Annotated in this window: 23 protein-coding genes; 22 read left to right on the top strand and 1 reads right to left on the bottom strand. The window is 48.4% G+C overall.

Annotated elements, in window-relative coordinates:
• Positions 1 to 26 precede the first annotated feature (26 nt).
• The 13 genes from J7E21_RS04765 (at position 27) to J7E21_RS04825 (ending at position 9,478) form a co-directional block, all read left to right on the top strand.
• On the top strand, positions 27 to 968 hold the full coding sequence (locus J7E21_RS04765; RefSeq protein ID WP_215105243.1) for a thymidylate synthase: 942 nt from the start codon (positions 27 to 29) through the stop codon (positions 966 to 968).
• A 20-nt stretch (positions 969 to 988) separates the two neighbouring features.
• Positions 989 to 1,486 carry a dihydrofolate reductase gene (locus J7E21_RS04770; RefSeq protein ID WP_215105245.1) on the top strand — a complete coding sequence of 166 codons (498 nt, stop codon included), beginning with the start codon at positions 989 to 991 and terminating at the stop codon, positions 1,484 to 1,486.
• Positions 1,479 to 2,204, top strand: a complete 726-nt coding sequence (locus J7E21_RS04775; RefSeq protein ID WP_251047786.1) for a lysophospholipid acyltransferase family protein — start codon at positions 1,479 to 1,481, stop codon at positions 2,202 to 2,204. The genes J7E21_RS04770 and J7E21_RS04775 overlap by 8 nt, the downstream gene beginning before the upstream one ends.
• Before the next feature lie 52 nt (positions 2,205 to 2,256).
• A complete protein-coding gene (locus J7E21_RS04780; protein ID WP_215105250.1) occupies positions 2,257 to 3,096 on the top strand; it encodes a DegV family protein in 840 nt (279 codons plus the stop codon).
• A 29-nt stretch (positions 3,097 to 3,125) separates the two neighbouring features.
• A complete protein-coding gene (locus tag J7E21_RS04785) occupies positions 3,126 to 3,923 on the top strand; it encodes a GDSL-type esterase/lipase family protein (protein ID WP_215105252.1) in 798 nt (265 codons plus the stop codon).
• An 8-nt stretch (positions 3,924 to 3,931) separates the two neighbouring features.
• Entirely contained in the window at positions 3,932 to 4,510 is a 579-nt protein-coding gene (locus tag J7E21_RS04790) for a YpmS family protein (protein WP_215105254.1), read from the top strand.
• 17 nt (positions 4,511 to 4,527) lie between these two features.
• Positions 4,528 to 5,058, top strand: coding sequence for a peptide-methionine (S)-S-oxide reductase MsrA (msrA, locus tag J7E21_RS04795; RefSeq protein WP_215105256.1), 531 nt, complete (start codon positions 4,528 to 4,530; stop codon positions 5,056 to 5,058).
• The gene (gene msrB, locus J7E21_RS04800; protein ID WP_215105258.1) at positions 5,055 to 5,480 is read left to right on the top strand and encodes a peptide-methionine (R)-S-oxide reductase MsrB; all 426 of its coding nucleotides are present in this window, start codon (positions 5,055 to 5,057) and stop codon (positions 5,478 to 5,480) included. Before msrA ends, msrB begins: the two co-directional genes overlap by 4 nt.
• A 178-nt stretch (positions 5,481 to 5,658) precedes the next feature.
• On the top strand, positions 5,659 to 5,877 hold the full coding sequence (locus J7E21_RS04805; RefSeq protein ID WP_483313477.1) for a YozE family protein: 219 nt from the start codon (positions 5,659 to 5,661) through the stop codon (positions 5,875 to 5,877).
• Positions 5,878 to 5,946: 69 nt separating this feature from the next.
• Positions 5,947 to 6,651 carry a purine-nucleoside phosphorylase gene (deoD, locus tag J7E21_RS04810; RefSeq protein ID WP_215105259.1) on the top strand — a complete coding sequence of 235 codons (705 nt, stop codon included), beginning with the start codon at positions 5,947 to 5,949 and terminating at the stop codon, positions 6,649 to 6,651.
• A gap of 106 nt (positions 6,652 to 6,757) precedes the next feature.
• Entirely contained in the window at positions 6,758 to 8,302 is a 1,545-nt protein-coding gene (locus J7E21_RS04815) for a lmo1851 family serine protease (RefSeq protein WP_215105262.1), read from the top strand.
• Positions 8,303 to 8,360: 58 nt separating this feature from the next.
• Positions 8,361 to 9,242, top strand: a complete 882-nt coding sequence (locus J7E21_RS04820; protein WP_215105264.1) for a CobW family GTP-binding protein — start codon at positions 8,361 to 8,363, stop codon at positions 9,240 to 9,242.
• Entirely contained in the window at positions 9,239 to 9,478 is a 240-nt protein-coding gene (locus J7E21_RS04825) for a hypothetical protein (RefSeq protein ID WP_215105266.1), read from the top strand. The genes J7E21_RS04820 and J7E21_RS04825 overlap by 4 nt, the downstream gene beginning before the upstream one ends.
• On the opposite strand, the gene J7E21_RS04830 is transcribed toward J7E21_RS04825, so the two are convergent.
• Complete coding sequence (locus tag J7E21_RS04830; protein WP_215105268.1) at positions 9,472 to 10,821, bottom strand: MATE family efflux transporter; 1,350 nt, start codon at positions 10,819 to 10,821, stop codon at positions 9,472 to 9,474. The genes J7E21_RS04825 and J7E21_RS04830 overlap by 7 nt on opposite strands.
• 108 nt (positions 10,822 to 10,929) lie before the next feature.
• On the opposite strand from J7E21_RS04830, the gene J7E21_RS04835 reads away from it, so the two are divergent.
• The 9 genes from J7E21_RS04835 (at position 10,930) to J7E21_RS04875 (ending at position 22,741) form a co-directional block, all read left to right on the top strand.
• Positions 10,930 to 12,006, top strand: coding sequence for an undecaprenyldiphospho-muramoylpentapeptide beta-N-acetylglucosaminyltransferase (locus J7E21_RS04835; RefSeq protein WP_215105270.1), 1,077 nt, complete (start codon positions 10,930 to 10,932; stop codon positions 12,004 to 12,006).
• Between the two features lie 24 nt (positions 12,007 to 12,030).
• On the top strand, positions 12,031 to 12,978 hold the full coding sequence (gene dapF / locus J7E21_RS04840; protein ID WP_215105272.1) for a diaminopimelate epimerase: 948 nt from the start codon (positions 12,031 to 12,033) through the stop codon (positions 12,976 to 12,978).
• Positions 12,979 to 12,996: 18 nt separating this feature from the next.
• Entirely contained in the window at positions 12,997 to 14,643 is a 1,647-nt protein-coding gene (locus J7E21_RS04845; protein WP_215105274.1) for a diguanylate cyclase domain-containing protein, read from the top strand.
• 244 nt (positions 14,644 to 14,887) lie between these two features.
• On the top strand, positions 14,888 to 17,707 hold the full coding sequence (locus tag J7E21_RS04850; RefSeq protein WP_215105276.1) for a 2-oxoglutarate dehydrogenase E1 component: 2,820 nt from the start codon (positions 14,888 to 14,890) through the stop codon (positions 17,705 to 17,707).
• A 27-nt stretch (positions 17,708 to 17,734) separates the two neighbouring features.
• Complete coding sequence (odhB, locus tag J7E21_RS04855) at positions 17,735 to 19,000, top strand: 2-oxoglutarate dehydrogenase complex dihydrolipoyllysine-residue succinyltransferase (RefSeq protein WP_215105278.1); 1,266 nt, start codon at positions 17,735 to 17,737, stop codon at positions 18,998 to 19,000.
• A gap of 100 nt (positions 19,001 to 19,100) precedes the next feature.
• Complete coding sequence (locus J7E21_RS04860; protein WP_215105280.1) at positions 19,101 to 19,700, top strand: DedA family protein; 600 nt, start codon at positions 19,101 to 19,103, stop codon at positions 19,698 to 19,700.
• Positions 19,701 to 19,763: 63 nt separating this feature from the next.
• On the top strand, positions 19,764 to 19,961 hold the full coding sequence (locus J7E21_RS04865) for a DUF6501 family protein (protein ID WP_215105281.1): 198 nt from the start codon (positions 19,764 to 19,766) through the stop codon (positions 19,959 to 19,961).
• A 56-nt stretch (positions 19,962 to 20,017) separates the two neighbouring features.
• Positions 20,018 to 20,875 carry an AAA family ATPase gene (locus tag J7E21_RS04870; protein ID WP_215105283.1) on the top strand — a complete coding sequence of 286 codons (858 nt, stop codon included), beginning with the start codon at positions 20,018 to 20,020 and terminating at the stop codon, positions 20,873 to 20,875.
• 9 nt (positions 20,876 to 20,884) lie between these two features.
• Positions 20,885 to 22,741, top strand: a complete 1,857-nt coding sequence (locus tag J7E21_RS04875) for a vWA domain-containing protein (RefSeq protein WP_215105285.1) — start codon at positions 20,885 to 20,887, stop codon at positions 22,739 to 22,741.
• The last annotated feature ends 57 nt before the right edge of the window (positions 22,742 to 22,798 follow it).

Here is a 22,798-nt window from a genome sequence, read left to right on the forward strand (position 1 = left end):
ATGATACTAATAATGGAGGTAATTGCATGAGACAATATTTAGCGTTATGCGAACATATTTTAGAACAAGGCGCAAAAAAAGAAGATCGTACCGGAACCGGGACGTTGAGCGTGTTTGGCCATCAGATGCGCTTTGATTTAGCGCAAGGCTTTCCGTTGATGACGACGAAGAAAACAGCGTTCCGCCTCATCGTCTCAGAACTTTTATGGTTCATCAAAGGCGACACGAACGTTCAAACTTTATTAAAAGACAATAACCATATTTGGGACGAGTGGGCATTTTCCCAGTGGGTGGAAAGTCCTGAATACAACGGACCCGATATGATTGATTTCGGACGGCGTGCACAGCGCGACCCGGAATTTGCTGAAATCTATAAAGAGCAGATGTCAAAGTTCCAGGAAAAGATCCTGCAGGATGATGAGTTTGCGCACAAATACGGTGACCTCGGCCCCGTTTACGGCAAGCAGTGGCGCTCATGGGCGAAGACGGACGGCGGTCAGCTCGACCAACTGAAAAACGTCGTCGAATCGATCAAAAACAACCCGGATTCGAGACGCCATTTGGTGACCGCCTGGAATCCTGAATTCATCGATGACATGGCGCTGCCGCCATGCCACATCATGTTCCAGTTTTATGTGGCAGACGGCAAATTGTCGTGCCAGCTATACCAACGCAGTGCGGACGTCTTTCTCGGTGTGCCGTTCAATATCGCCTCCTATGCGCTCCTGACGCATCTCGTAGCGCGCGAATGCGGTTTGGAGCCCGGAGAATTCATTCACACGACCGGCGACACACACCTTTACGTGAATCATCTGGATCAAGTCCGTGAGCAATTAAGCAGAGAGCCGCGTACGTTGCCGGCATTGAAATTGACTGAAGGCAAGTCGATGTTCGACATGGAGATGGAAGATATTAAGCTCGAAGGCTACGACCCGCATCCGCGGATCAAAGCGCCTGTCGCTGTATAGAAGGCCGAGGGGGAAAAAGCATGATTTCAATGATGGTGGCGCATGATCCAGAGTATGTTATCGGCAAGGACAATCAATTGCCTTGGCATATTCCGGAAGATTTAGCTTATTTTAAAAAACATACAATCGGCAAAGGCATGGTAATGGGGCGCAATACGTTCGAATCGATTGGACGGCCCTTGCCGAAGCGGCGCAATATTGTCGTGACCCGCAATAAAGACTATAAAGCAGACGGTGTCGACATCGTCCATAATTTAGATGACGCCATCAAACTGGCCGAAACCGAGCACGATGAAGTGATGGTCATCGGCGGCGAGCAGATTTTCCGTGAAGCTTTGCCGGTCGCCGACAGGCTCTACATCACGCTGATTCACCGCCCGTTCTCAGGGGATACGTTTTTTCCTGAATACGGCAGGGAATGGAAGTTGGTGTCAGAATCTGAGCGCCTCGAGTCCAACGGCATCCCGTTTTCTTATTTGATCTATGAACGGGATGCAGGAAGACAAGCAATTGATTAAATCAGCGCAGACATTTTCTTATTTGTTCGGTTATTTGCCTGTCGCCGCCAAAAACTTGGCGAAGTTCAAAAAGCAAAAAGACGGCATGGACACAGAAGAATACAGCCGGCTCATCCATAGTGAACCCCAGAAATGGGCAACAGGCATCATGAAGCGTACCGGCAGCAAAGTTACGGTTACAGGTCTCGACAAATTGCCGGGCGGCCCGGTGCTGTTTGTCAGCAATCACGAAGGGAACTTCGATATTCCTGTGCTGCTGTCATCGATCCCGAAACCATTCGGCTTTATCTCTAAAGAAGAAGTGAGGAAATTCCCGGTCATTCCGGCTTATATGGAAGAGATGAATTGCGTATTCCTCGACCGGACCGACCGGCGCAGCGCCTTTAAGTCTATCACCGATTCGATTGCGAAATTGCAGGCGGGCCATACGGTGCTGATTTTTCCGGAAGGAACGAGAAGCAAAGGCGCGGGACTCCAAGAATTTAAAGCGGGGTTCATGCGCATCGCAAAAGACGCGAAAGTACCGATTGTGCCGATCGCGATTGAAGGAACTTCCCGCATCATGGAAAAGAACAATAACCGCGTACATTCAGCCAATGTGACAGTCCAAGTGCTGGAGCCGATTTCACTGGAAGAACTTAGTGAAGCCGGTGTAAAAGCGGCAGAACTGGTCAGAAGCCGCATCGAACAGGCATTGGAGTCATTGCCGCACAAATAGTCCACAAAGATGAGCAAGGTTTACCAAAAGCATATGAAATGGAAGTGATCGAATGTCAAAAATTCATATTGTAACGGATTCGACTGCTGATTTAAAAGCAGAAGAAATAAAAGAATGCGGGCTTCACGTCGTGCCTTTGTCGATCCAAATCGGCGGCAACACGTATTTGGACCGCGTCGACTTGGAACCGGAAGCGTTTCTCGACTTGATGAAAACGTCAGAGGAATTACCAAAAAGTTCACAACCGGCTCCGGGTGTCTTTAAGGAGCTTTATGACGAACTGGGCAAAGATGGCGATCAGATCATCTCGATCCATATGACCGGGGGCATGAGCGGAACGGTGGAGTCGGCGCGCACTGCTGCAGAATTGACGGATTCCGACGTGACCGTCATCGACTCGCGCTATATTTCCCATGCGTTAAGTTTCCAAGTTTTTGAAGCGGCTAACATGGCGAAAGCCGGCCGATCGGTCGAAGAAATTGTTGAGCGGGTGGACGAAATCCGCCGCAATACAAAACTTTATGTAGTCGTCGACACACTCGATAATTTGGTCAAAGGGGGGCGCATCGGCAAAGGTCGTGCATTGGTCGGCTCATTCCTTAAGATCAAACCGATCGCCTCTCTCGATGATGGGGAATATGCGCCCGTTGCGAAAGCGCGCAGCCATAAGCAAGTCGTCGATTATTTGGTGAAGGATTTTGTCGAGCGTACGAAAGGCAAGGTCGTCAAAGGCGTCGGTATCGCACAAGCGAATGGGCAAGCGATGGCCGAACCGTTGCGTGAAAAAATCAAAGAAACCGGCTTCACCGATATCCGTTATGACTTTACGACGCCGGTCATTTCAACGCATACCGGCATCGGGGCGATCGGGTTCATGTATTATACCGAGTAAGCCAGATTAGGAAAAAAGGAGAGACGAACGTGAAACACATCCTGTATATTGTCATTGCCGTTTCACTCATGCTTTCGGGATGTGCATCGACGTTCAGTTTCGGCAAGGAGCAAGCTGAACCGCGCTTGCCAGTGGAAGTCAACGCTTATACGATTCCGCCGAACTTTATTCCGCAGACGGTCATCATCACAACACTCGGAGACTCTTTGTCGCAAGGTGTGGGGGATACTGAAAACCGGGGCGGTTATGCGGGGCGGCTGGCCGTGGAAATGGCTAGCTGGCGGGGTGTCGAAGGCATCGCGCTTGAAAACACAGCCAAACGCGGCCGCAGAAGTGATCAACTGCTCGCTTTGTTCAAGCAAGGCACGCTCACCGGACCGCTGCTGGTTTCGGATTATATCCTCATGACCATCGGCGGCAACGATGTGATGCGCATCGTCAAGCGGGATTTGTTCTCGCTTAATATTGATGCGTTCAGCGAAGAGCTGATTTTTTACCAAAATCGCTTTGAGACGATTTATGCTTCAATCCGTTCGGTCAATCCGACAGCTCCTCTGGTCGTGGTAGGGCTTTACAATCCGTTTTCACTCATTACAGACGAAGTGGAAGAATTCGATGAAATCATTGCCAGCTATAACAGTGTCATGGCAGAAACAGTGGAAGAAGATCCGCTAGCTTGCTTTGTGCCAGTCAGCGATCTGTTCGTCGGTAACCAGAATCTCGTGTACCATACCGATTTTTTCCACCCGAATAGCAAAGGCTATGACTTAATGTCTGAGCGGGTGCTTGAGACACTGGAACAATGCGGAATCAACTACCAAGGATAGAGGTGGAAATGATGAAAAAGTGGCGTCTCGCTTTTTTGATTCTATTAATACTGAATATTGTTGCAGTCGTTGGATTTCTTATATTCATCACGACGCCATCTGATAATTTCACGTCCCATCAAGCCGACAGCGGCCCGCCGCTTGAAGGAAATACGGTGGTCGTGAATACGACAAAAGCCGATTTCGAAGGCATCGCCAATACGTATATCGCACAAGCGATGGAAGGCCAGCCGATTCCGCTGCGACTAGCGGTCAATGATAATGTCAGCTTGTCGACAGAGCTGACATTATTCCGAGTGACCTTGCCGATTCTGTTGACGTTCGATCCGGTCGTATTGCCAGATGGCAATTTGCTGCTTGAGCAGCGCTCTGTTGAAGTCGGACGGCTCGACATCCCGCCTGAATCAGCGTTAAAATTGCTTAGGGACTCAGTGGATTTGCCTGACTTCATGGAAGTCATACCAGCAGAAGAAGAAGTGGTGCTGAAACTTACCGAAATTTCCTTGGATGACGGAATTTCTATCCGTGTTACATCGTTCGACCTTGAAGAAGACGATATCCGTCTATTAGTAACGATTCAACCTTAAGTTAGAGGAGGGTTACGATGAAAACCGAAAAAGCGACATTCGCAGGAGGCTGTTTTTGGTGCATGGTCAAACCGTTCGATTCGTTAGACGGCATTGAAGCGGTCGTCAGTGGCTATACGGGCGGCGACTTGCCGAATCCAACGTATGAGCAAGTGTGCACAAACCGGACAGGCCACCGGGAAGCTGTGGAAATAACGTTTCAGCCGGATATTTATCCGTATGAAAAACTGCTGGACGTGTATTGGTCACAGATTGACCCAACCGATGCCGGCGGCCAGTTTTTCGACCGCGGCGATTCTTACAAAACCGCGATTTACGTTCATACAGAAGAACAGCGCCTAGCAGCTGAACAATCCAAGCAAGATTTGCAGCAGTCTGGCAAATTCCATCAGCCGATCGCCACTGAAATTCTGGAAGCAAAGCCTTTTTATCCGGCAGAAACGTATCATCAAGATTATTACCAAAAAAACCCAACTCACTATACCCGCTACGCGACGGGTTCTGGGCGCAAGTCATTTATCCAAAGACATTGGGGGGATGAAACATGAAAGAAGAGCTGAAAGCGAAACTGACACCGATGCAATACCATGTGACGCAAGAAAGCGGCACCGAACCGCCATTCCAAGGCGAATACGACCAGCATTTCGAAGACGGCATTTATGTCGATATCGTCTCCGGCACCCCGTTGTTCAGTTCACTCGATAAATTCGATGCGCATTGCGGCTGGCCAAGTTTCGCCAAGCCGATTGCAGGCGGAGAAGTGAAAGAAAACTTCGACACAAGCCATGGCATGAGGCGGACGGAAGTGCGTTCGGCTTCTGCCGATTCGCATCTCGGACATTTGTTCCCGGACGGCCCGTCTGAAATGGGCGGTTTGCGCTACTGCATCAATTCGGCGGCGTTGCGTTTCGTACCGAAAGACCAGCTGGAACAACAAGGTTACAGCGAGTATAAGAAGTTATTTGAATAGGGTGCAGGCCTGGACTTCGGTCCGGGCTTTTTATCCTGTTTTAACAGCAAGTCAAGAGCCCCACTTCTACAAGTGGGAGATTTGACTTCCCGTAAAAGTACGAACAGGTCAATTAACAATCAGGGGGATGAAGAACACCTGCTGATTGGAGTTTCTCTTTATTTGAAAGGAGGGGTCGATGATGGAGCGTGCGTTTTACCAATTTGCGCTGAAATATCGGGGCAAGCTCGAACAGGACGAGTATTCCCGGTTTGCGGACATGATGTTCTTGGATCATAGTTTTCCGAAAACCAGCAGCGATTTCCAGGAATTATCCCAATATATCGAAGAAAAAGCACACCCGGTCCTCACGGCTTCCACTTTTGACCAGATGTGGGAAGAATACGAGGCAGGTTGAGGGTCTTCATTGCACTCGGTGATAAAAAACAGTATGATTAAATCGACTAAAATAAAGTGAGGTTTTATGATGAGTGTCCACATTAATGCTGAAAAAGGCGATATCGCCGATACAATTTTGCTTCCTGGAGATCCGCTGCGCGCGAAGTACATCGCGGAAACGTTCCTAGAGGATGTCACTTTGTATAATGAAGTGCGCAATATGTTCGGTTACACCGGTACTTATAAAGGCAAACGTATTTCCGTTCAAGGAACGGGTATGGGCGTTCCTTCCATTTCCATTTATGTAACAGAATTGATGCAGGAATATGATGTGCAGAAATTGATACGTGTCGGAACATGCGGCTCGATCCATCAGGACGTAAAAGTGCGCGACGTGATTCTGGCGCAAGCAGCTTCTACGGATTCTAAAATGAACGATATCATTTTCAACGGAATCACGTATGCACCGATTGCGGATTTCGATCTTTTGCAAAAAGCGTATGCGGCCGGTATAGAAAAAGGGTTGAATTTGCGTGTCGGAAACGTATTCACGGAAGATGTGTTCTATAATGAACATGCTGAGCATGAAAAATGGGCGCAATACGGAATTCTCGGCCTTGAAATGGAGTCTTCCGCATTGTATACGCTTGCGGCGAAATTCGGCCGTAAAGCCTTGTCGATTTTGACGGTCAGCGACCATCTATTGACTGGCGAAGTGACTTCAGCAGAAGAGCGCCAAACAACGTTCAACGATATGATCGTTGTCGCATTGGATGCAGCGATTCAAGACTAACAGAGGGAAAGACTGTCTAGGCAGTCTTTTTCTTTTAACCCCGGGCAAGTGATCAGCAAGTATTGCAATACCTGCTGTTAGGTGATGAAGAAAGTGGTGAACGAGTATGGACGACAAGCGACCAGGCGAAGAGCAACAACCCGAACCGCAAACCGCGGAAGAGCCAAAGCCTCATTTTATTCGGATGAAGACCTTTTATTTTATAATGCTTGTCTTCTCATTGATAATTGCGACGGCGGGTTTGACCGTTTTTGCCCTGACGTTCGGAGATGAAAGAGCAGTGGAAGTGAATACGCCTGAACGCGTTGAGTTCCAAAAATTGTATTCGGCTTATGATCAGATTCAAGACGAGTATTTCGAAGACGTGGAGCAGGATGAATTGATCAACGGTGCCATCAATGGTATGGTCGATGCTCTTGGCGACCCTTATTCGGATTATATGGATGAAAAAGAGGCAGCTCAGTTTATGGAAGGCATTTCTTCAAGCTTCCAAGGCATCGGAGCAGAAGTTCAGGAGCGCAATGGTTTTGTGACCGTCGTTTCTCCAATCAAAAATTCTCCTGCCGAAAAAGCAGGCGTTCTGCCGAATGACCAAATTCTAGAAGTGGACGGCGAAAGCATTCAAGGCTTTTCCACGACTGAAGCGGTCATGCTTATTCGCGGTGAGAAAGGGACGGAAGTGACCTTGACGATCCAGCGAGGGGAAGCGGCAGACCCAATTGAAATTACCATTGTCCGCGATGAAATTCCGATTGAAACGGTGTATGCAGAAATGGTCAATGACCAAGTGGCCCACATCAACATTACGAGCTTTTCAGAAGACACGTATAATGAATTGCTAGAAGCGATTGCCGAAATGGAAGAACAAGGCATGGAAGCAGCGGTTCTTGATGTGCGCCAAAACCCGGGTGGCCTGTTGAATACAGCCCTTGATATTTCCAACCTCTTTATCGAGGAAGGTGAGGAAATGTTCGAAGTGCAGGCTAAAGGAGCAGAACCGGAAGTGTACTTGGCGACCGGCGGCGAAAAATTGGATATCCCAGTAACTTTGCTGATTGATGGAGGCAGCGCATCGGCATCTGAGATTTTGGCAGGTGCAATGAGCGAATCCGCTGACATTACATTGATCGGTGAAAAAACATTCGGCAAAGGAACGGTCCAAACCGCCAACGATCTTGCCGATGGCTCGAATTTGAAATTCACGACGGCCAAATGGCTGACGCCGGACGGCAATTGGATCCACGATGAAGGCATTCAGCCGGATGAAGAAGTAGCTTACCCGGAATATGCATCGCTTCCGTTTCTGGATGTGTCCGTTGAACTGAAAGATGGGAGCATTTCCGAGCAAGTGCAAACGGCAGAGAAAATGCTGGATGCTCTCGGCTATGATGTCGGCGAAATCGACGGCGTATTTGAAGAACAGATGGAGCAGGCAGTTATTGAGTTCCAGGAAGCGAACGACCTCGAAGCGAACGGTATTCTGACAGAAGACAGCACTTACGCTGTTATGGATGCACTGCGTGAGAAGATCAATACTGAAGATCCGCAGCTCCAAGAAGCCACGAGTATCATTATGGAACAAGCAGGCCTTTCATCTGAAGAAGCAATTGATGAAGATGCAGCTGCAGAAGAGACCGAAACTGAAGAATGATCCGTATAAAAAGGTCCGCTGCTGGCGGGCCTTTTTACGTAATAGGGAGGATGAGTTGATGGTAGACGTTTATTTATTCAGCGGTTTTCTCGGGAGCGGGAAAACGACGCTGCTGAAAAAAATGATCATAGAACTGAAAGATAAAGGCTTGAAACCAGCCGTGTTTATGAATGAGCTTGGCTCGATGAATTTTGATTCGGAAGAAGTCGGCGACGGAGTTCCGCTCAAGGAGATTTTGGACGGTTGCATTTGCTGCAGCGGATCCGAGCAATCCGAAGCGCAAATCCAAACATTGCTGGCAGAAGCGGAGTTTGATGTGCTGTTGATCGAAACGACAGGAGCTGCGCATCCCGTTGAAGCATTGGATGCCATTTTCTCGCCGTTATTCGCGGAGCGCTTAAATTTCCGCGGAATCGTCACCGTTGCAGACAGCAAGCGTTTTATGGAACGCCAGCAATTGCCGCCGCAAGTCCGCTCTTTGTTCATCGAGCAGATTCGCCATGCTGATTTGCTGTTGGCGAACAAAATGGACTTGTTGAGCGAGTCGGAACAAAGCCAGGCGATTTTTGAAATCCAGCAACTGAACCCATCGGCGAGAATTGTCCAGACGGTTCACGCAAAAGTGCCGTTTCAATTGCTGGAAAGCATGAATCATCAGTCGCGCGGAACGGTCGAACAGGCACCGATTTCAAAACTCAAGCTCCAAACGAAGATCATCAACTTCGATCGGCCCGTCGAGCGGGAAGTGTTCGAGGAATGGCTGCGCAATCTACCGGACACAGTCTACCGGATTAAAGGCTATGTTACGCTAGCTGGACATAGCTACCCACATGCGTTCCAGTATGCATATGGAATGGTGCAGTGGTTGCCGGAATACATGAAGCTGCGCAATCAGCTCGTACTGATTGGTGAAAATTTGGAAGAGCTGGTGCTGCCATGATCGATGCTTACAAACGGCTGTGGCCGGACCGCCAAGCTGTCCAGCAAATCACGACTGATGAGGAACTAGAAACAAGCATGCGGATTGAATTGAACGATGAATTGACCCATCCGCGCGTCCGTAAATCGGTTGATGAAAAATTGCAATTGGCGTATCAAAGGATCGAAGAATCTGATTTAAGCGAAGACGAAAAAACATTATTGGTCCAACTATATAAAAAACTTGCAGCTCAATGAGCTGCAAGTTTTTTTTGAATAAGTAATAGACGGATCGATAAGGTGATTGCGCCTGCTGTCAGTCCGACAATGAGTCCGACCCAATAGCCGAATGGCCCGAGATCGGTGAACGTGGCGAATAAATAACCGGATGGCAAACCGATGACCCAGTAGGAGATGAGCGCCATGATGAATGTGATGTTGACGTCTTTATAGCCACGGAGCGCTCCTTGAACCGGCGCTTGGACAGCGTCCGACACTTGGAACAGCGCCGCGAAGACGAGGAATTGCACAGCCAGCTCAATCACCGCCGGATCGGATGAATAAAGGGCAGCAATCGGCTCTCTGAGGAAATACAGGATGGCGGATGAGATGACGCTTAAGGTGACAGCGGCAGCGACACCAAGCCAGCTGTATATCTTGGCATCGTTTGTCCGCTTCGCTCCGATTTCAAAACCGACGAGTATCGTCGCGCCCATCGAAATGCTCAGCGGCAGCATGTACAGAAGAGAAGCGAAATTCAACGCGATTTGGTGCGCTGCGATGGTAATCGTTCCATACACCGCCATCATGAACGTTACGGCTGAGAAGATGCTCGTTTCGGCGAAGATGGAAATGCCGATCGGTACACCGATGCCGGAGATTTCTTTCCATCTTTTCAAGGAGATGCGCGGCCAATTGCGGAAAATATCGAACGACTTGAACGGTTCATTCGTATGGATGATGACCACTGCAATGACGAGCACGAGCCAATAGGTGATTGCCGATGCCATGCCGGCACCAGGCCCGCCGAGTTCAGGGAAGCCGAAGTTTCCGAAAATCAACAGATAATTGAAGAAGACATTGATTGGTGCCGACATCAAGGTGATGAACATCGTCACACGGGTCGCACCGAGTGCGTCAATATAAGAGCGCAAGGCGTTATAGACGAACAGCGGAACAAGTCCGATGCTCATCGCGAATATATAACGGCTTGCTACATCATTGACTGCCGGCTCGAGACTCATGAATGCGAGTAGCCGATCGATGCCGAAAAAGAAAAAGCTGAAAACGGTCGCAGCGAGGACAATGGCCAAGTAAATGCCTTGCTGGACCGCTTCTTTGACACCTTCTTTTTTCTTGGCTCCCATCAATTGTGCTACAATTGGAGTAATGGACATGAGGATGCCGGCGAGTCCGATATAGACCGGAACCCAAAAAGAGGATCCTATCGACACACCGGCCAAGTCTTCAGTCCCGTAGCGGGCGGTCATGTAAATATCGAAAAAAGTCACCATATACATAGCGACTTGAGTGATGAGAATCGGTAAGACGATTTTCATTAAAAGATTCATTTTTTCTTTAGTCGTTGCGGTTTCATACATATTCATTGCCTCCCAATACACTAAGTGCCAAATAAAACGAGTATATCATAGAAACGATGCGAAGTGATTTCGACACGAGCACGTATATATAGGAGAGTAGGACAATAGATGAAAACTAAGACAATAATTTTGACTGGCGGCGGAACCGCTGGCCATGTTTCATTAAATCAAGCCATTATCCCAGAACTTGAAAACCTCGGGTTCCGCATCGAATATATCGGCTCCAAAGCAGGAATTGAAAATGAACTGATCCGTGAGTCGTATCCAGAGGTTCCGTATCATGCCATTTCTAGCGGCAAACTGCGCCGTTATTTTTCCATGAAGAATTTCAGCGATCCGTTTCGTGTCGTTGCGGGACTGGTGCAGGCGACGAACATTATCCGCAAAGTGAGACCCGTTGCCATCTTCTCAAAAGGAGGATTTGTTTCGGTTCCCGTTGTGATGGCCGGACGGATGATGGGCGTGCCCGTCATCATCCATGAATCCGATGTCACACCAGGACTCGCCAATAAATTGGCGCTGCCTTTTGCAGACCATATTTTCACTGTTTTCAAAGAAACTTTGCGCCACGTGCCGAAAGAGAGATCGACATGTACCGGATCCGTCATCCGCAGTGAATTACTGGACGGGTCGGCTGCGAGTGGAAGAGAATTGTGCCATTTCGATAACACGCATAAAGTATTGATGGTAATGGGCGGAAGCCAGGGAGCGGCACCAATCAATGAAGCCGTCCGGGAAAACCTCGATGCATTGACCGAACAGTTCAACATTATCCACCTATGCGGAAAAGGCAATGTAGATGAAAGCTTAAATGGCCATGAAAAATACAGCCAATTCGAATACGTGACGCATGAATTATCGCATTTACTGCATTTGACGGATTTGGTCGTTTCCAGAGCGGGATCGAATTCCATTTTTGAATTTCTCGCGCTGAAAAAGCCGATGTTGCTCATACCGTTGTCGAAACAAAAAAGCCGTGGCGACCAAATCTTAAATGCCAATTTATTCAAAGCGCAAGGCTTTGCCCACGTGCTCGAAGAAGAACAACTGACAGCTAAGAGTTTTATGCAAGCAATCGAACGCCTGAATAGCGAGGAAGAGCAATTGGTTCAAGCGATGACAGAAGCAGAGCCGCCTAAAACCGCTTATGAAATGGCGAAACTTGTAGCTGCTCATGCGAAATAAACTGGATTTGAAGAGGTGGCCGAAATGGAATTAATCAAAGTGCACGGTTCAATGAACACATTTTTCCTCTATGCAGGGGATGACCGCGAAGATTTTCCACAAATTACGCGGCAATTGGCTCATTTAGATGGCCAAATTGACGGGTTATTGACCGTCTCTCCGTCCGAGCGCTGTGCGGCGAAAATGCGCGTCTTCAATACCGATGGCTCTGAGGCGTCGATGTGCGGAAACGGGTTGCGCTGTGTAGCGCGTTTCGTCTGTGAACGGGACGCTGTCGATCAAGCTGTTATCGAGACGTTGAAAGCGGATTTGGTTGTCCAAAAAGAACCGGAAATCGATGAGGGTGTAAAGATCTACGGCGTCGAAATTTCACCGGTTTCGTTTAAGCTTGAGGAATTGCCGATGGTTTACGAAAATCATGCAGAGTGGCAGCAGAAGCCTTTGCCTTTTGTTGATCCGGCCATTCCGTTTACTGCGGTGGCGGTCCCCAACCCCCATTTGATCGGCATTGTCGAACCTGAATTGCAGCGCAACACGCGCCACCAAGAAAAATGGGCAGCTTATTTCAACGGCGAAAACCCATATTTTTCAGACGGTGTTAATTTAAGTTATGTAACACCGATCACAGCCGGCATCTTTGTCCGTACGTATGAACGGGGCGTCGGATTTACAAATGCATGTGGTACAGCAATGACCGCATCGGCTCTTGTCAGCTGTTTAGCAGGGCTTGTGCCGTTCGGAAACGTTTCCGTATATAATCCCGGTGGTATGGTTAACTGTACGGTAAAACCAAATGACGGCCAGTATGAGTTAGAACTGAGCGGTAATGCGACTTATCTTGCTGCGTATCGCTTCCATTATGGCGATGGTTTAGAAAATGGTGAACTGGAATTGGTCAAGCAATACGAAGAGCAACCGTCTTATGAAAAATTTATCGAGAAAATTAGTGATGCGACCTCAGAGCTGATTTGATGGAAAGCGGTGGATGGGATGTCCGGACCTTTTACTAACGAACAATTGGATATGCTCTACGGAAAAGCGGCCGACCCAGTGTATTTTATGAAGCAACAGGGCACGGGCTTTGTTTACGCTTGGGTTAACCCAGTGTGCAACGAGATCTTTGGTGTAGATTTGACGGGAACAACTGTCGAACAATCCATGCGGAAAGACTTGATGCTGGAAATCCATAAACAATACCGTATTGCAATTAAACGCAATAGCCGCCATCTTTATCGGGACTATAGCTTGTTTTCTGATCGCGGCACTGCCATGGAAACCGAATTAACGCCATTGGTCCACGAAGGCACTCAATACGTACTGGCTGTTACGAGAGACGTCACCGCGCAAAAGAAGATTGAAGAAGATTATTTGTTTTATCAGTCGCTTGTCCAAAACTCGGTCGATCCGATGCTGATGATTTCAGCGGATTTTACGATCCTTGACATGAATCCAGCATATGAGAAGACCTTTGGCGTTTTGAAACAAGAATGGGTCGGGCGCAATTACGAAAATATTCCGCAGGATAAACAAAAATTATTTGAAACCGGCAAACTATTGCTTGAAAGTAGCAGCAATAACCACCAGACAAGTTCCATCTTTTTGAAACGCATCAAAAGCAATGGCCGTGAAGCACGATTTTCAGCCAGCTATTCATTGATCAAAGAAGATGGCATCGTCCGGGCTTTCCACGTCGTATTTCGTGAACTGACGAACGAACTGCTGTTGAAGCATGAGCTGAAACGGACAGAGAATATTCTGGAAAGCTACAAAGATGCACTGAATTATGCAGCGCTCGTGCTCATCTGGGATATCTCCGGTATGATTGAGTTTGCCAATGACAATTTCAAAAAGTTGACGGGCTTTGACAGCAGTGAACTGATCGGAATGAAAATCGAAACAATCGGCCGTGCCATTTTGACGAAACAAGAGCTCGCTCATCTCCAGACGGTCTTGAACAAAGGGCAAATTTGGAGAGGGTCACTCCGCAGCATAAACAAGAATGGACAGCCGTTCTGGGTGGATGCCACCATTATTCCGCTGTTGGACGTTGAAGGGCGGATTTACCAAGTGCTTTCGATCTTGTTCGATATAACGGACCGAAAAGTGATGGAAGAACAATTGCATCATATGGCATATCATGATCCGCTGACGAATTTGCCGAACCGCCGAATGATGGTTAAGCATTTCAAGGACATGGCCAAAGACAGCTCAAAGACCAAAGAGCTAGTCGCTGTTTTATACATAGATGGCGACAAATTCAAGCATATCAACGATCAGTACGGGCATGAAATCGGGGATGAGTTTATTCACCAATTTGCCCGTGCGCTTGAACGCAGCATCCGCAAACGGGATGTTGCGGCACGCATTGGGGGAGATGAATTTTTAATCCTGCTTCCGGGAATTTCTCCATTCAATAGCCGCAAGCAAATTGCCGGCATCATTCAGCGTATTCAAGAAACGCTGAAAAAGGGCTGGGTAATTGACGGACAGCAGTTTTCTCCTACTTGTTCAATCGGCAGCGCACTTTACCCGAATGATGGAGTAGACTTTGACAATTTGATGAAAAAAGCCGATCACGCATTATACGAAGCGAAGAAAAAAGGAGTCGGGTTAGTGTGTTTTCACGGGGAAAAATGAGTTTCTTCCATTAATAAGAAGAAATTCTGTCCCCTAGCAAGTATGTAAGCGCTTCAAATCGGATTAACCGAATCTTTTCAATGAAAAGCATTGTTTTTTTCAGTGGAAGTAGTAAGATTGATATGGAAATTCGTTCTGTACCGCTACAGCCCTGTCGCTTTAAGTCAAGCGCCGGGCGTGCTAAAATAGGAAAGACCTATAAATAAAAGTGAATGCCATAAGGCAAATAGTTGGAGGTTATTCAATGTCAACCAATCAACCAGACACAAAATCCCCTTGGAGTTCCATCACCGGCCCCAACTTGGGCTATGTAATGGAAATGTACGACCTGTACCAACAATCACCTGAATTGATCGACCCTGAATTCGCTGAACTATTTGAGCAATACGGACCACCATCAGAAAAAGCGGAAGTTCATGTGCAGACAAGCGCTGATCCTGGCGTTGCAGTTGAACCGAATCGCTTTGAAAAAGTTTTGTCGGCAATCCAGCTGGCGGAAGCAATTCGCGCGCATGGCCATTTGGCTTCAGATATTTATCCGTTGCAAGACCAACCGCGTGACACGGAAAGGCTCGACATTTCAAAACACGGCCTTACAGAAGCTGATTTGAAAGATGTCCCCGTTTCTCTCCTGTTGGAAAATGCACCTGCTGAAGTGAAGAACGGACTCGATGCAATCAATTACTTGAAATCTCTTTATACTGATAAAATCGCTTATGAATTCTCACACATCATCCAACCGCAAGAGCGCAGCTGGCTGCAGTCTAAAATCGAAGCGGGCGAAATGCAACCGAAGCTCGATGCTGACAAGAAAAAGCAAGTATTGGATTTGTTGACGCGTGTGGAAGGTTTTGAGAAATTCGTTCACCGGACATTTGTCGGCCAAAAACGCTTTTCGATCGAAGGCGTGGATTCACTTGTCGTCTTAATGGATGAATTGGTCCGTATGTCGGAATCGGCAGGCACGGAAAACATTATGATCGGGATGGCCCACCGAGGCCGTTTGAATGTGCTGACGCACGTTCTCAATAAGCCTTACGAAATGATGTTTGCTGGATTTGCCCATGTCGGTGATGAAGCTTTCCTTCCTGAAGATGGCTCACTAGAAATCACTAAAGGTTGGTTCGGCGATGTGAAATACCATATGGGTGCAGCGCACAGTTCCAAGTCAGGCACTAAAATCAAGCTTGCCTATAACCCGTCCCACTTGGAAGTAGTGAGCCCAATCGTCACCGGCCAAACGCGTGCAGCACAGGAAAATACTGCACAAAGCGGCTTGGCTCTGCATGATCCGAAAAAAGCTTATTCGATTCTTGTTCACGGCGATGCTGCGTTCCCGGGACAAGGAATCGTTACGGAAACTTTGAACTTCAGCCGTATTAACGGCTATCAGACAGGCGGTTCCATTCATATCATCGCTAATAACCTGATCGGCTTTACGACTGAACAACATGACTCCCGTTCCACTCATTATTCTTCCGACCCGGCAAAAGGCTTCGAAGTGCCTGTATTCCACGTCAATGCAGACAATCCGGAGGCTGTTGTAGCGGTTGCGCGCTTAGCGTTTGAATACCGCGAAAAGTTCGGCAAAGATATTTTGATTGATTTGATCGGCTACCGCCGCTACGGCCATAATGAAATGGATGAGCCTTTGGTGACGAACCCGATGATGTATCACGGAGTCCATAAGCACGATACGGTCCGTGAACTATATGGGAAACAATTGTCTTCTGAAAGCGTGCTTTCTGAGGATGATGTCAAAAAGCTCGATGCAGATATCCAGAAAGTGATGCAGGAAGCATACGATAAAATAAAAGAAAACAAATCCGATGACCACGCGAAGTTGGAAATCCCGGAAGCAGTCTTGAACGGATTCCCAGAAATCGAAACTGGCGTCGGCACAGAAGCGCTTCATAAGATGAACGAAGAGCTATTGTCATGGCCGGAAGATTTCTCTGCGTTCGGCAAATTGGCGCGCATTCTAAAACGCCGCGAAGAGCCGTTCAAAGGGAAAGGCAAAATCGATTGGGCGCATGCTGAAACATTGGCATTCGGTGCTATTTTGCAAGACGGCAACCCGATCCGCCTAACGGGCCAGGATGCACAGCGTGGAACGTTTGCACACCGCCATCTCGTTTTGCACGATGAGAAAAACGGCAATGAGCTCGTCCCGCTCCACCACCTTTCCGACTCAAAAGCGTCATTCGTCGTCTACAACAGCCCGCTCAGCGAAGCTTCGATTCTTGGTTTTGAATATGGCTATAATGTTGAAAACGATAAAGCGCTAGTCATTTGGGAAGCGCAATACGGCGACTTCGCCAATATGGCGCAAGTGATGTTCGATCAGTTCATTTCGTCCGGTCGCGCTAAATGGGGCCAAAAATCAGGTCTAGTCATGTTGCTTCCGCACGGCTATGAAGGACAAGGGCCGGAGCACTCCAGTGCACGCCTCGAACGCTACCTGCAAATGGCGGGAGAAAACAACTGGACAGTCGCGAACCTTTCAAGTGCCGCCAACTACTTCCACATTCTTCGCCGCCAAGCGAAAATGCTCGGAGAAGAAGCAATCCGTCCATTGATTATCGTAGCGCCGAAATCCTTGCTGCGTCACCCGCTCGTCGGCGCTGAAGTTGATCAATTGGCTGAAGGCAAATTCAAAACAGTGATTGAGCAGCCGGGCATGGGCCAAGATGCGAAAAAAGTAAAACGCCTTCTATTCGCCAGCGGTAAAATGGCGATCGACTTAGCAGAACGCGTCAAAGACGGCAAAGGCTTTGAATGGGCGCACATTGTTCGCGTTGAGCAATTGTACCCATTCCCGGAAGAGAAAATCAAAGCGATCATCGACCGTTACCCGAATGTTAAAGAACTGGCATGGGTACAAGAAGAGCCGAAGAACATGGGCTCCTGGTCATTTGCCGATCCGTATCTTCGCGAGCTTGCAGATGGCAAAGAAGTGAAATATTACGGCAGAATTAAGCGCCAAAGCCCTGCGGAGGGTGACGGAGAATCACATAAAGTTGAACAGGCACGCATCATCGACGGGGCATTAGCCAAAGCGTAACGATGAATTTTTGAGGAGGAATTAGTAGTGGCAGAAATCAAAGTACCAGAATTAGCAGAATCGATTACAGAAGGAACAATCGCCCAGTGGCTCAAAAAGCCGGGCGATACAGTAGAAAAAGGTGAATTCATCGTTGAACTGGAAACAGATAAAGTCAACGTCGAAGTCATTTCAGAAGAAGCGGGCGTTGTTCAGGAACTGCTCGCTGAAGAAGGCGACACGGTTGAAGTCGGCCAAGTGATCGCGACAGTCGGCGAAGGTTCTGGCGAAACAGCAGCATCAGCTCCGAAAGAACAAGCTCCGGCAAAAGAAGAAGCACCAGCAAAAGAAGAAGCATCTGCCGATCAGGCTGCTGCTCCGACTCAAGAAGAAGAAACGGCGACTGGCGACCGCACAATCGCAAGCCCGGCAGCTCGCAAATTAGCTCGCGAAAAAGGCATCGATTTGGCTGCAATTACGCCGGTTGACCCAATGGGCCGCGTGCGCGTCCAAGACGTAGAAGCACATGGTTCGAAACCTGCCGCAGCACCTGCTGCAAAACAGGAAGCTCCAAAAGCATCAGCATCAGCTGCGCCTTCTTCAGACGAAGAAAGCGGTCGCGTCGTCCGTGAGAAAATGACGAGACGCCGCCAGACAATCGCGAAGCGTTTGCTTGAAGTAAAGCAATCGACTGCTATGCTGACGACATTCAATGAAATCGACATGACCAATGTGATGGAACTGCGCAAACGCAAGAAAGACAAATTCCAGCAAGACCATGACGTCAAGCTTGGATTTATGTCTTTCTTCACAAAAGCAGTTACTGCTGCATTGAAAAAATATCCATATGTCAATGCTGAACTCGATGGCACGGATGTACTCTTGAAGCAGTTCTACGATGTAGGGATTGCTGTATCGACAGAAGAAGGTCTCGTTGTGCCGATCGTCCGTGATACAGACAAGAAGAACTTTGCAGAAATCGAAGCGTCCATCGGCGAATTGGCGACGAAAGCGCGCGACAAGAAATTGTCTATCGGCGATATGACAGGCGGTTCGTTCACCATCACAAACGGTGGTGTTTTCGGGTCATTATTGTCTACGCCGATCTTAAACGGCACACAAGTCGGAATCCTCGGCATGCACACGATCCAGAAGCGCCCGGTCGCTATTGGCGATGCTGTCGAAATCCGTCCGATGATGTATGTGGCGCTTTCTTATGATCACCGCGTAATCGACGGAAGCGACTCTGTCGGCTTTTTGAAAACAGTAAAAGAATTGATCGAAAACCCAGAAGACTTGTTGCTCGAATCGTAAGATAAAGCAGAAGTTTATTGCTTCTGTGGATGAAAAGGCAGCTCCGTTGCGGAGCTGCCTTTTTTTGTGTCATACTGTTGCAAAGAGACGAGGGATGCCGATGCCGCTGGATTTGCTTTGGGAATTAGTGAAGGAATACGGGTATGTAAGTATGTTTCTGGTGAATTGGCTGTTGCTGTTCGGCTTGCCGATCCCGAATGAGTTTGCCGCTGCTTTTTCAGGTGTAGTGACGGAAACGAGTTATTTTCATCCGGTGCCGGCGTTTTTAGCCGCTTACAGTGGACTAATCACGAGCAATCTGTTCGCCTATAGTATCGGGCGAATGTTCGGCAGCCGCTTGATTGAATGGCTGCAAACGACGTTTCTTGGAAACGGAGTAAAACGCTTCCGCGAATTTCTTTCGCAAAAAGGCAATTGGGCCATCTCATTTAGTTTCTTTTTGCCGGGAATCCGCTGGGCCATGCCGTATGTAGTTGGAGCAGACCGGTTTCCACTGCCGCGTTATTTGTTGTTTGCAATGCCCGCCGGTTTTGTGTGGATGTTCGTTTATTTCACACTCGGGCGCAGCTTTCCATATGCCTATGAAGCGATTCTCAGTCACTTGCAATGGTTTTTGATTGCGTTGTCCGCGACTGTAATCATCGCACTCGTGATTTACCTGAACTTTTTCAGGAAAGGCGGAAAGGGAGGACAAGTTTGAATTCTCCTGGCATTTTCCTTATACTGATACTATAAAACAAACAAATAGCAAAGGATGAAATCGATGATACATACAAATTGGCTTGAAAAAGAAACCGTCCGCACCGTTGTCTGCAAACATACCGATGCTGAGAAATTTCTCGTATCGAATGTTTTGACGCCCGGAAAGCAATACGATGTGAAAAACGAAACCGAGGAATTCCTTTTCGTCGTAGACAATACAGGAAAAGTCGGCGGCTATTACAAAACTTATTTTGAATAAATTTTTAAAACCGATGGTATTCATCGGTTTTTTCTATGGAGACGGGAGAGATGCATATGACCATCATTGACACAGAAATAAAAAACCGTTCAGCTAGAACACATGGGGAAGACGAGCGGCTCATTGGCACAGGCGGTTATATTGCGCCGGATGAAACGCTCTGGACCGATATTTTGACAGCAGTTGTCTTGAAAAAACCAGTACTGTTAAAAGGGCCGACCGGTGCAGGGAAAACCAAACTCGCCGAAAGCATTTCGGACCTGTTCCAACAGCCGATCCAAAGCATCAACTGTTCAGTCGACCTGGATGCCGAAGCACTGCTTGGTTTTAAAACACTTGTGCAGCGCGATGGCCAGAGTGCCATCGAATTTGTAGAAGGCCCTGTCGTCACAGCAATGAAAAAAGGCCATATTTTGTATATAGATGAAATTAATATGGCAAAGGCAGAAACTTTGCCGATTCTCCATAGTGTGCTCGATCACCGCCGCATGATGACCAACCCGTTCACGGGAGAAGTCATTCAGGCACATCCGGACTTTTCGGCCGTAGCGGCCATCAATGAAGGCTATATCGGCACCGCACCGATGAACGAAGCACTGAAAAACCGTTTTATTGCCTATCCTATTCCTTATTTGTCCGGCGAGCAGCTGTCTGCTTTATGGGACCGGGAGTTTCCACATGCGGATGTGAAACTTAAGGCATTCATGCTGAATTTGGCGGCGGATTTGATGAAGCAAGTGGAAAATGGCTTATTGTCGGAAGAAGCGGCATCGATCCGCAGTTTATTGGATGCCACAGCACTAGCGCTCCATATCGACCCGCTGCGCGCTGTCCGTTATGCCATTGCTGAAAAGCTCGACGATGAGAACGAGCGGAATTTATTGATGGATTTAGCAAACACCTGGCGAAAGTAGGGACGCGCGATGACTTCAATCAATCGCTTTATCCAGTTTAATAACGAAACGGTCGATACACGCCTTTTGAGCCGTATGGAAAAATTGGCGAGAGCGCTGGCATGCGCGCCGTATTTGCGCCTGACGACACGCAAATTGTGGGAATTCCGTCCGTCTGAAGGAGCCATATCGATGAGTGTTTTTTGGCGCCACCGGCCCAAAGAGATTGAACAGCTAGGCTACCTTTCAGACATTTATTTGATGAGTGCCGGTTTTTGGCGTCATTTTGATTTGCTGGCGTGGCGGGACTTTCAAATGACTCGTACAAAATTGCCGGAGCTCGCCGCCCAATTATTGCTGCTGGCGGAGGAATTCCGCTTGAGCGACCTGGTGGTTGCAGAACGCCCAGGAACTCAAAAAGCTTTTCAAGTGAGAGAACAAACAGTCAGCGGTTTCCATGCCGACCAGTTAAAGCAAAACAGGCAAAAAGCCTTTTGGGCCGATGCGTTCATCAACGCCGCGTACTTGAAGCTGCGGGGAAGAGATGTATCGGTGAGCGACGGTGTGGACGAGCTGTTTTTCACGTGGACGGAATTATTTAGTGCCGAATCGACGGTGGATTCCGCTCGTATCGTCACAAAACTCCTGCCCCGTTTGGAGTATCTTTTGGAAGCCGACGCATTGCATACGTATTATACGTTCGGCGAAGCGGCTGAGAAAACGCCGCCAACTCGATATCACGAAGGCATAAAAGCGGATCAGGCGGAACCGGAAGATGAGATAGAGACTATCGAAGAGTGGTTCCAGTCATGGCACCGCGAGACACAATTGGATGATGCCGCTGCGCTTGAATATGAACTCGAGCGAGGAGATTCAAAACTTGCGGAAGGTGGACGTGAAGAGGAAGGTTCGGGGGAAGTCGAACAGACCGGTACCGGCGACTCGAAGGGTGAGCACCGGGAAGACAACGATGCAGAAGAGCGCCGTAAGGATGAGCGGCGCCCGAAAAAAGCTTATGGCCGTTTCGGTTCTGCAAACGACGGGGTGGTTTATTACGAATCACGCATCGATCCAGTGACGCAAGATCGCCAGCAATTGCTCAAGTGGCGCAGCGAACAAGCGCCGTATGTCCGGGCATTGTTGAAAGAAATGCAAAAGCGCATGCAGCAGCGGGAAGAAAGCGTACGGACGAATTTGCATGCTGGCCGTTTGTCGAAAAAATTATTGCCGCTCGTCACGGACGAGCGCCCAAAACCTTTTTACCGCAAAACCGCCCCTTCAAAACAGCTCGACGCAGTATTCACCTTGTTGATCGATGGTTCGGCTTCGATGGTCGATAAACTGGACGAGACGAAACAAGCTGTTCTGTTGTTCCACGATGTGTTGCGAGCGTTGCGCATTCCGCATGAAATTGCCTTGTTTTATGAAGATGCCTACGAGGCTGGAGACACTATGCAGCCTAATTACTTCGAATGGATTCATAAGTTCGCCGACGGGACAATAGATCATGCAGAGCAGATTTTATCGCTCGATGCTCATGAAGACAACCGGGACGGGTTCGCCATTCGCTGGATGGCGGACCGCGTAAAGCTGCGTCCAGAGAAGCACCGCTTTATGTTGGTGTTCTCCGACGGTGAGCCGTCCGCTTATAACTACGCGGACAATGGAGTGGTCGATACCGCACAAGCTGTTGCGGAAACCGAGAAGTTGGGCATTGAAGTGATGCACCTGTTTCTCAGCCGCGAACCGACGAGCGAGGAGCAGGCTGCGTTTTATCGGATGCTGTACGGCAACAAGTCGGTCAGCGCCGATTCGTTGGAGCAGTTCGTCGACCAGACATTGCGCTTATTAAAGCGGACTTTGCACTTGGTCATACAGGCTCTGTAATGTAAACACGGAAACTTACGACAACAGAAAAAAGCCTCCGCACTGTATGCGGAGGCT

Source organism: Planococcus sp. ISL-109 (genome assembly GCF_018613655.1).
Classification (GTDB): domain Bacteria; phylum Bacillota; class Bacilli; order Bacillales_A; family Planococcaceae; genus Planococcus.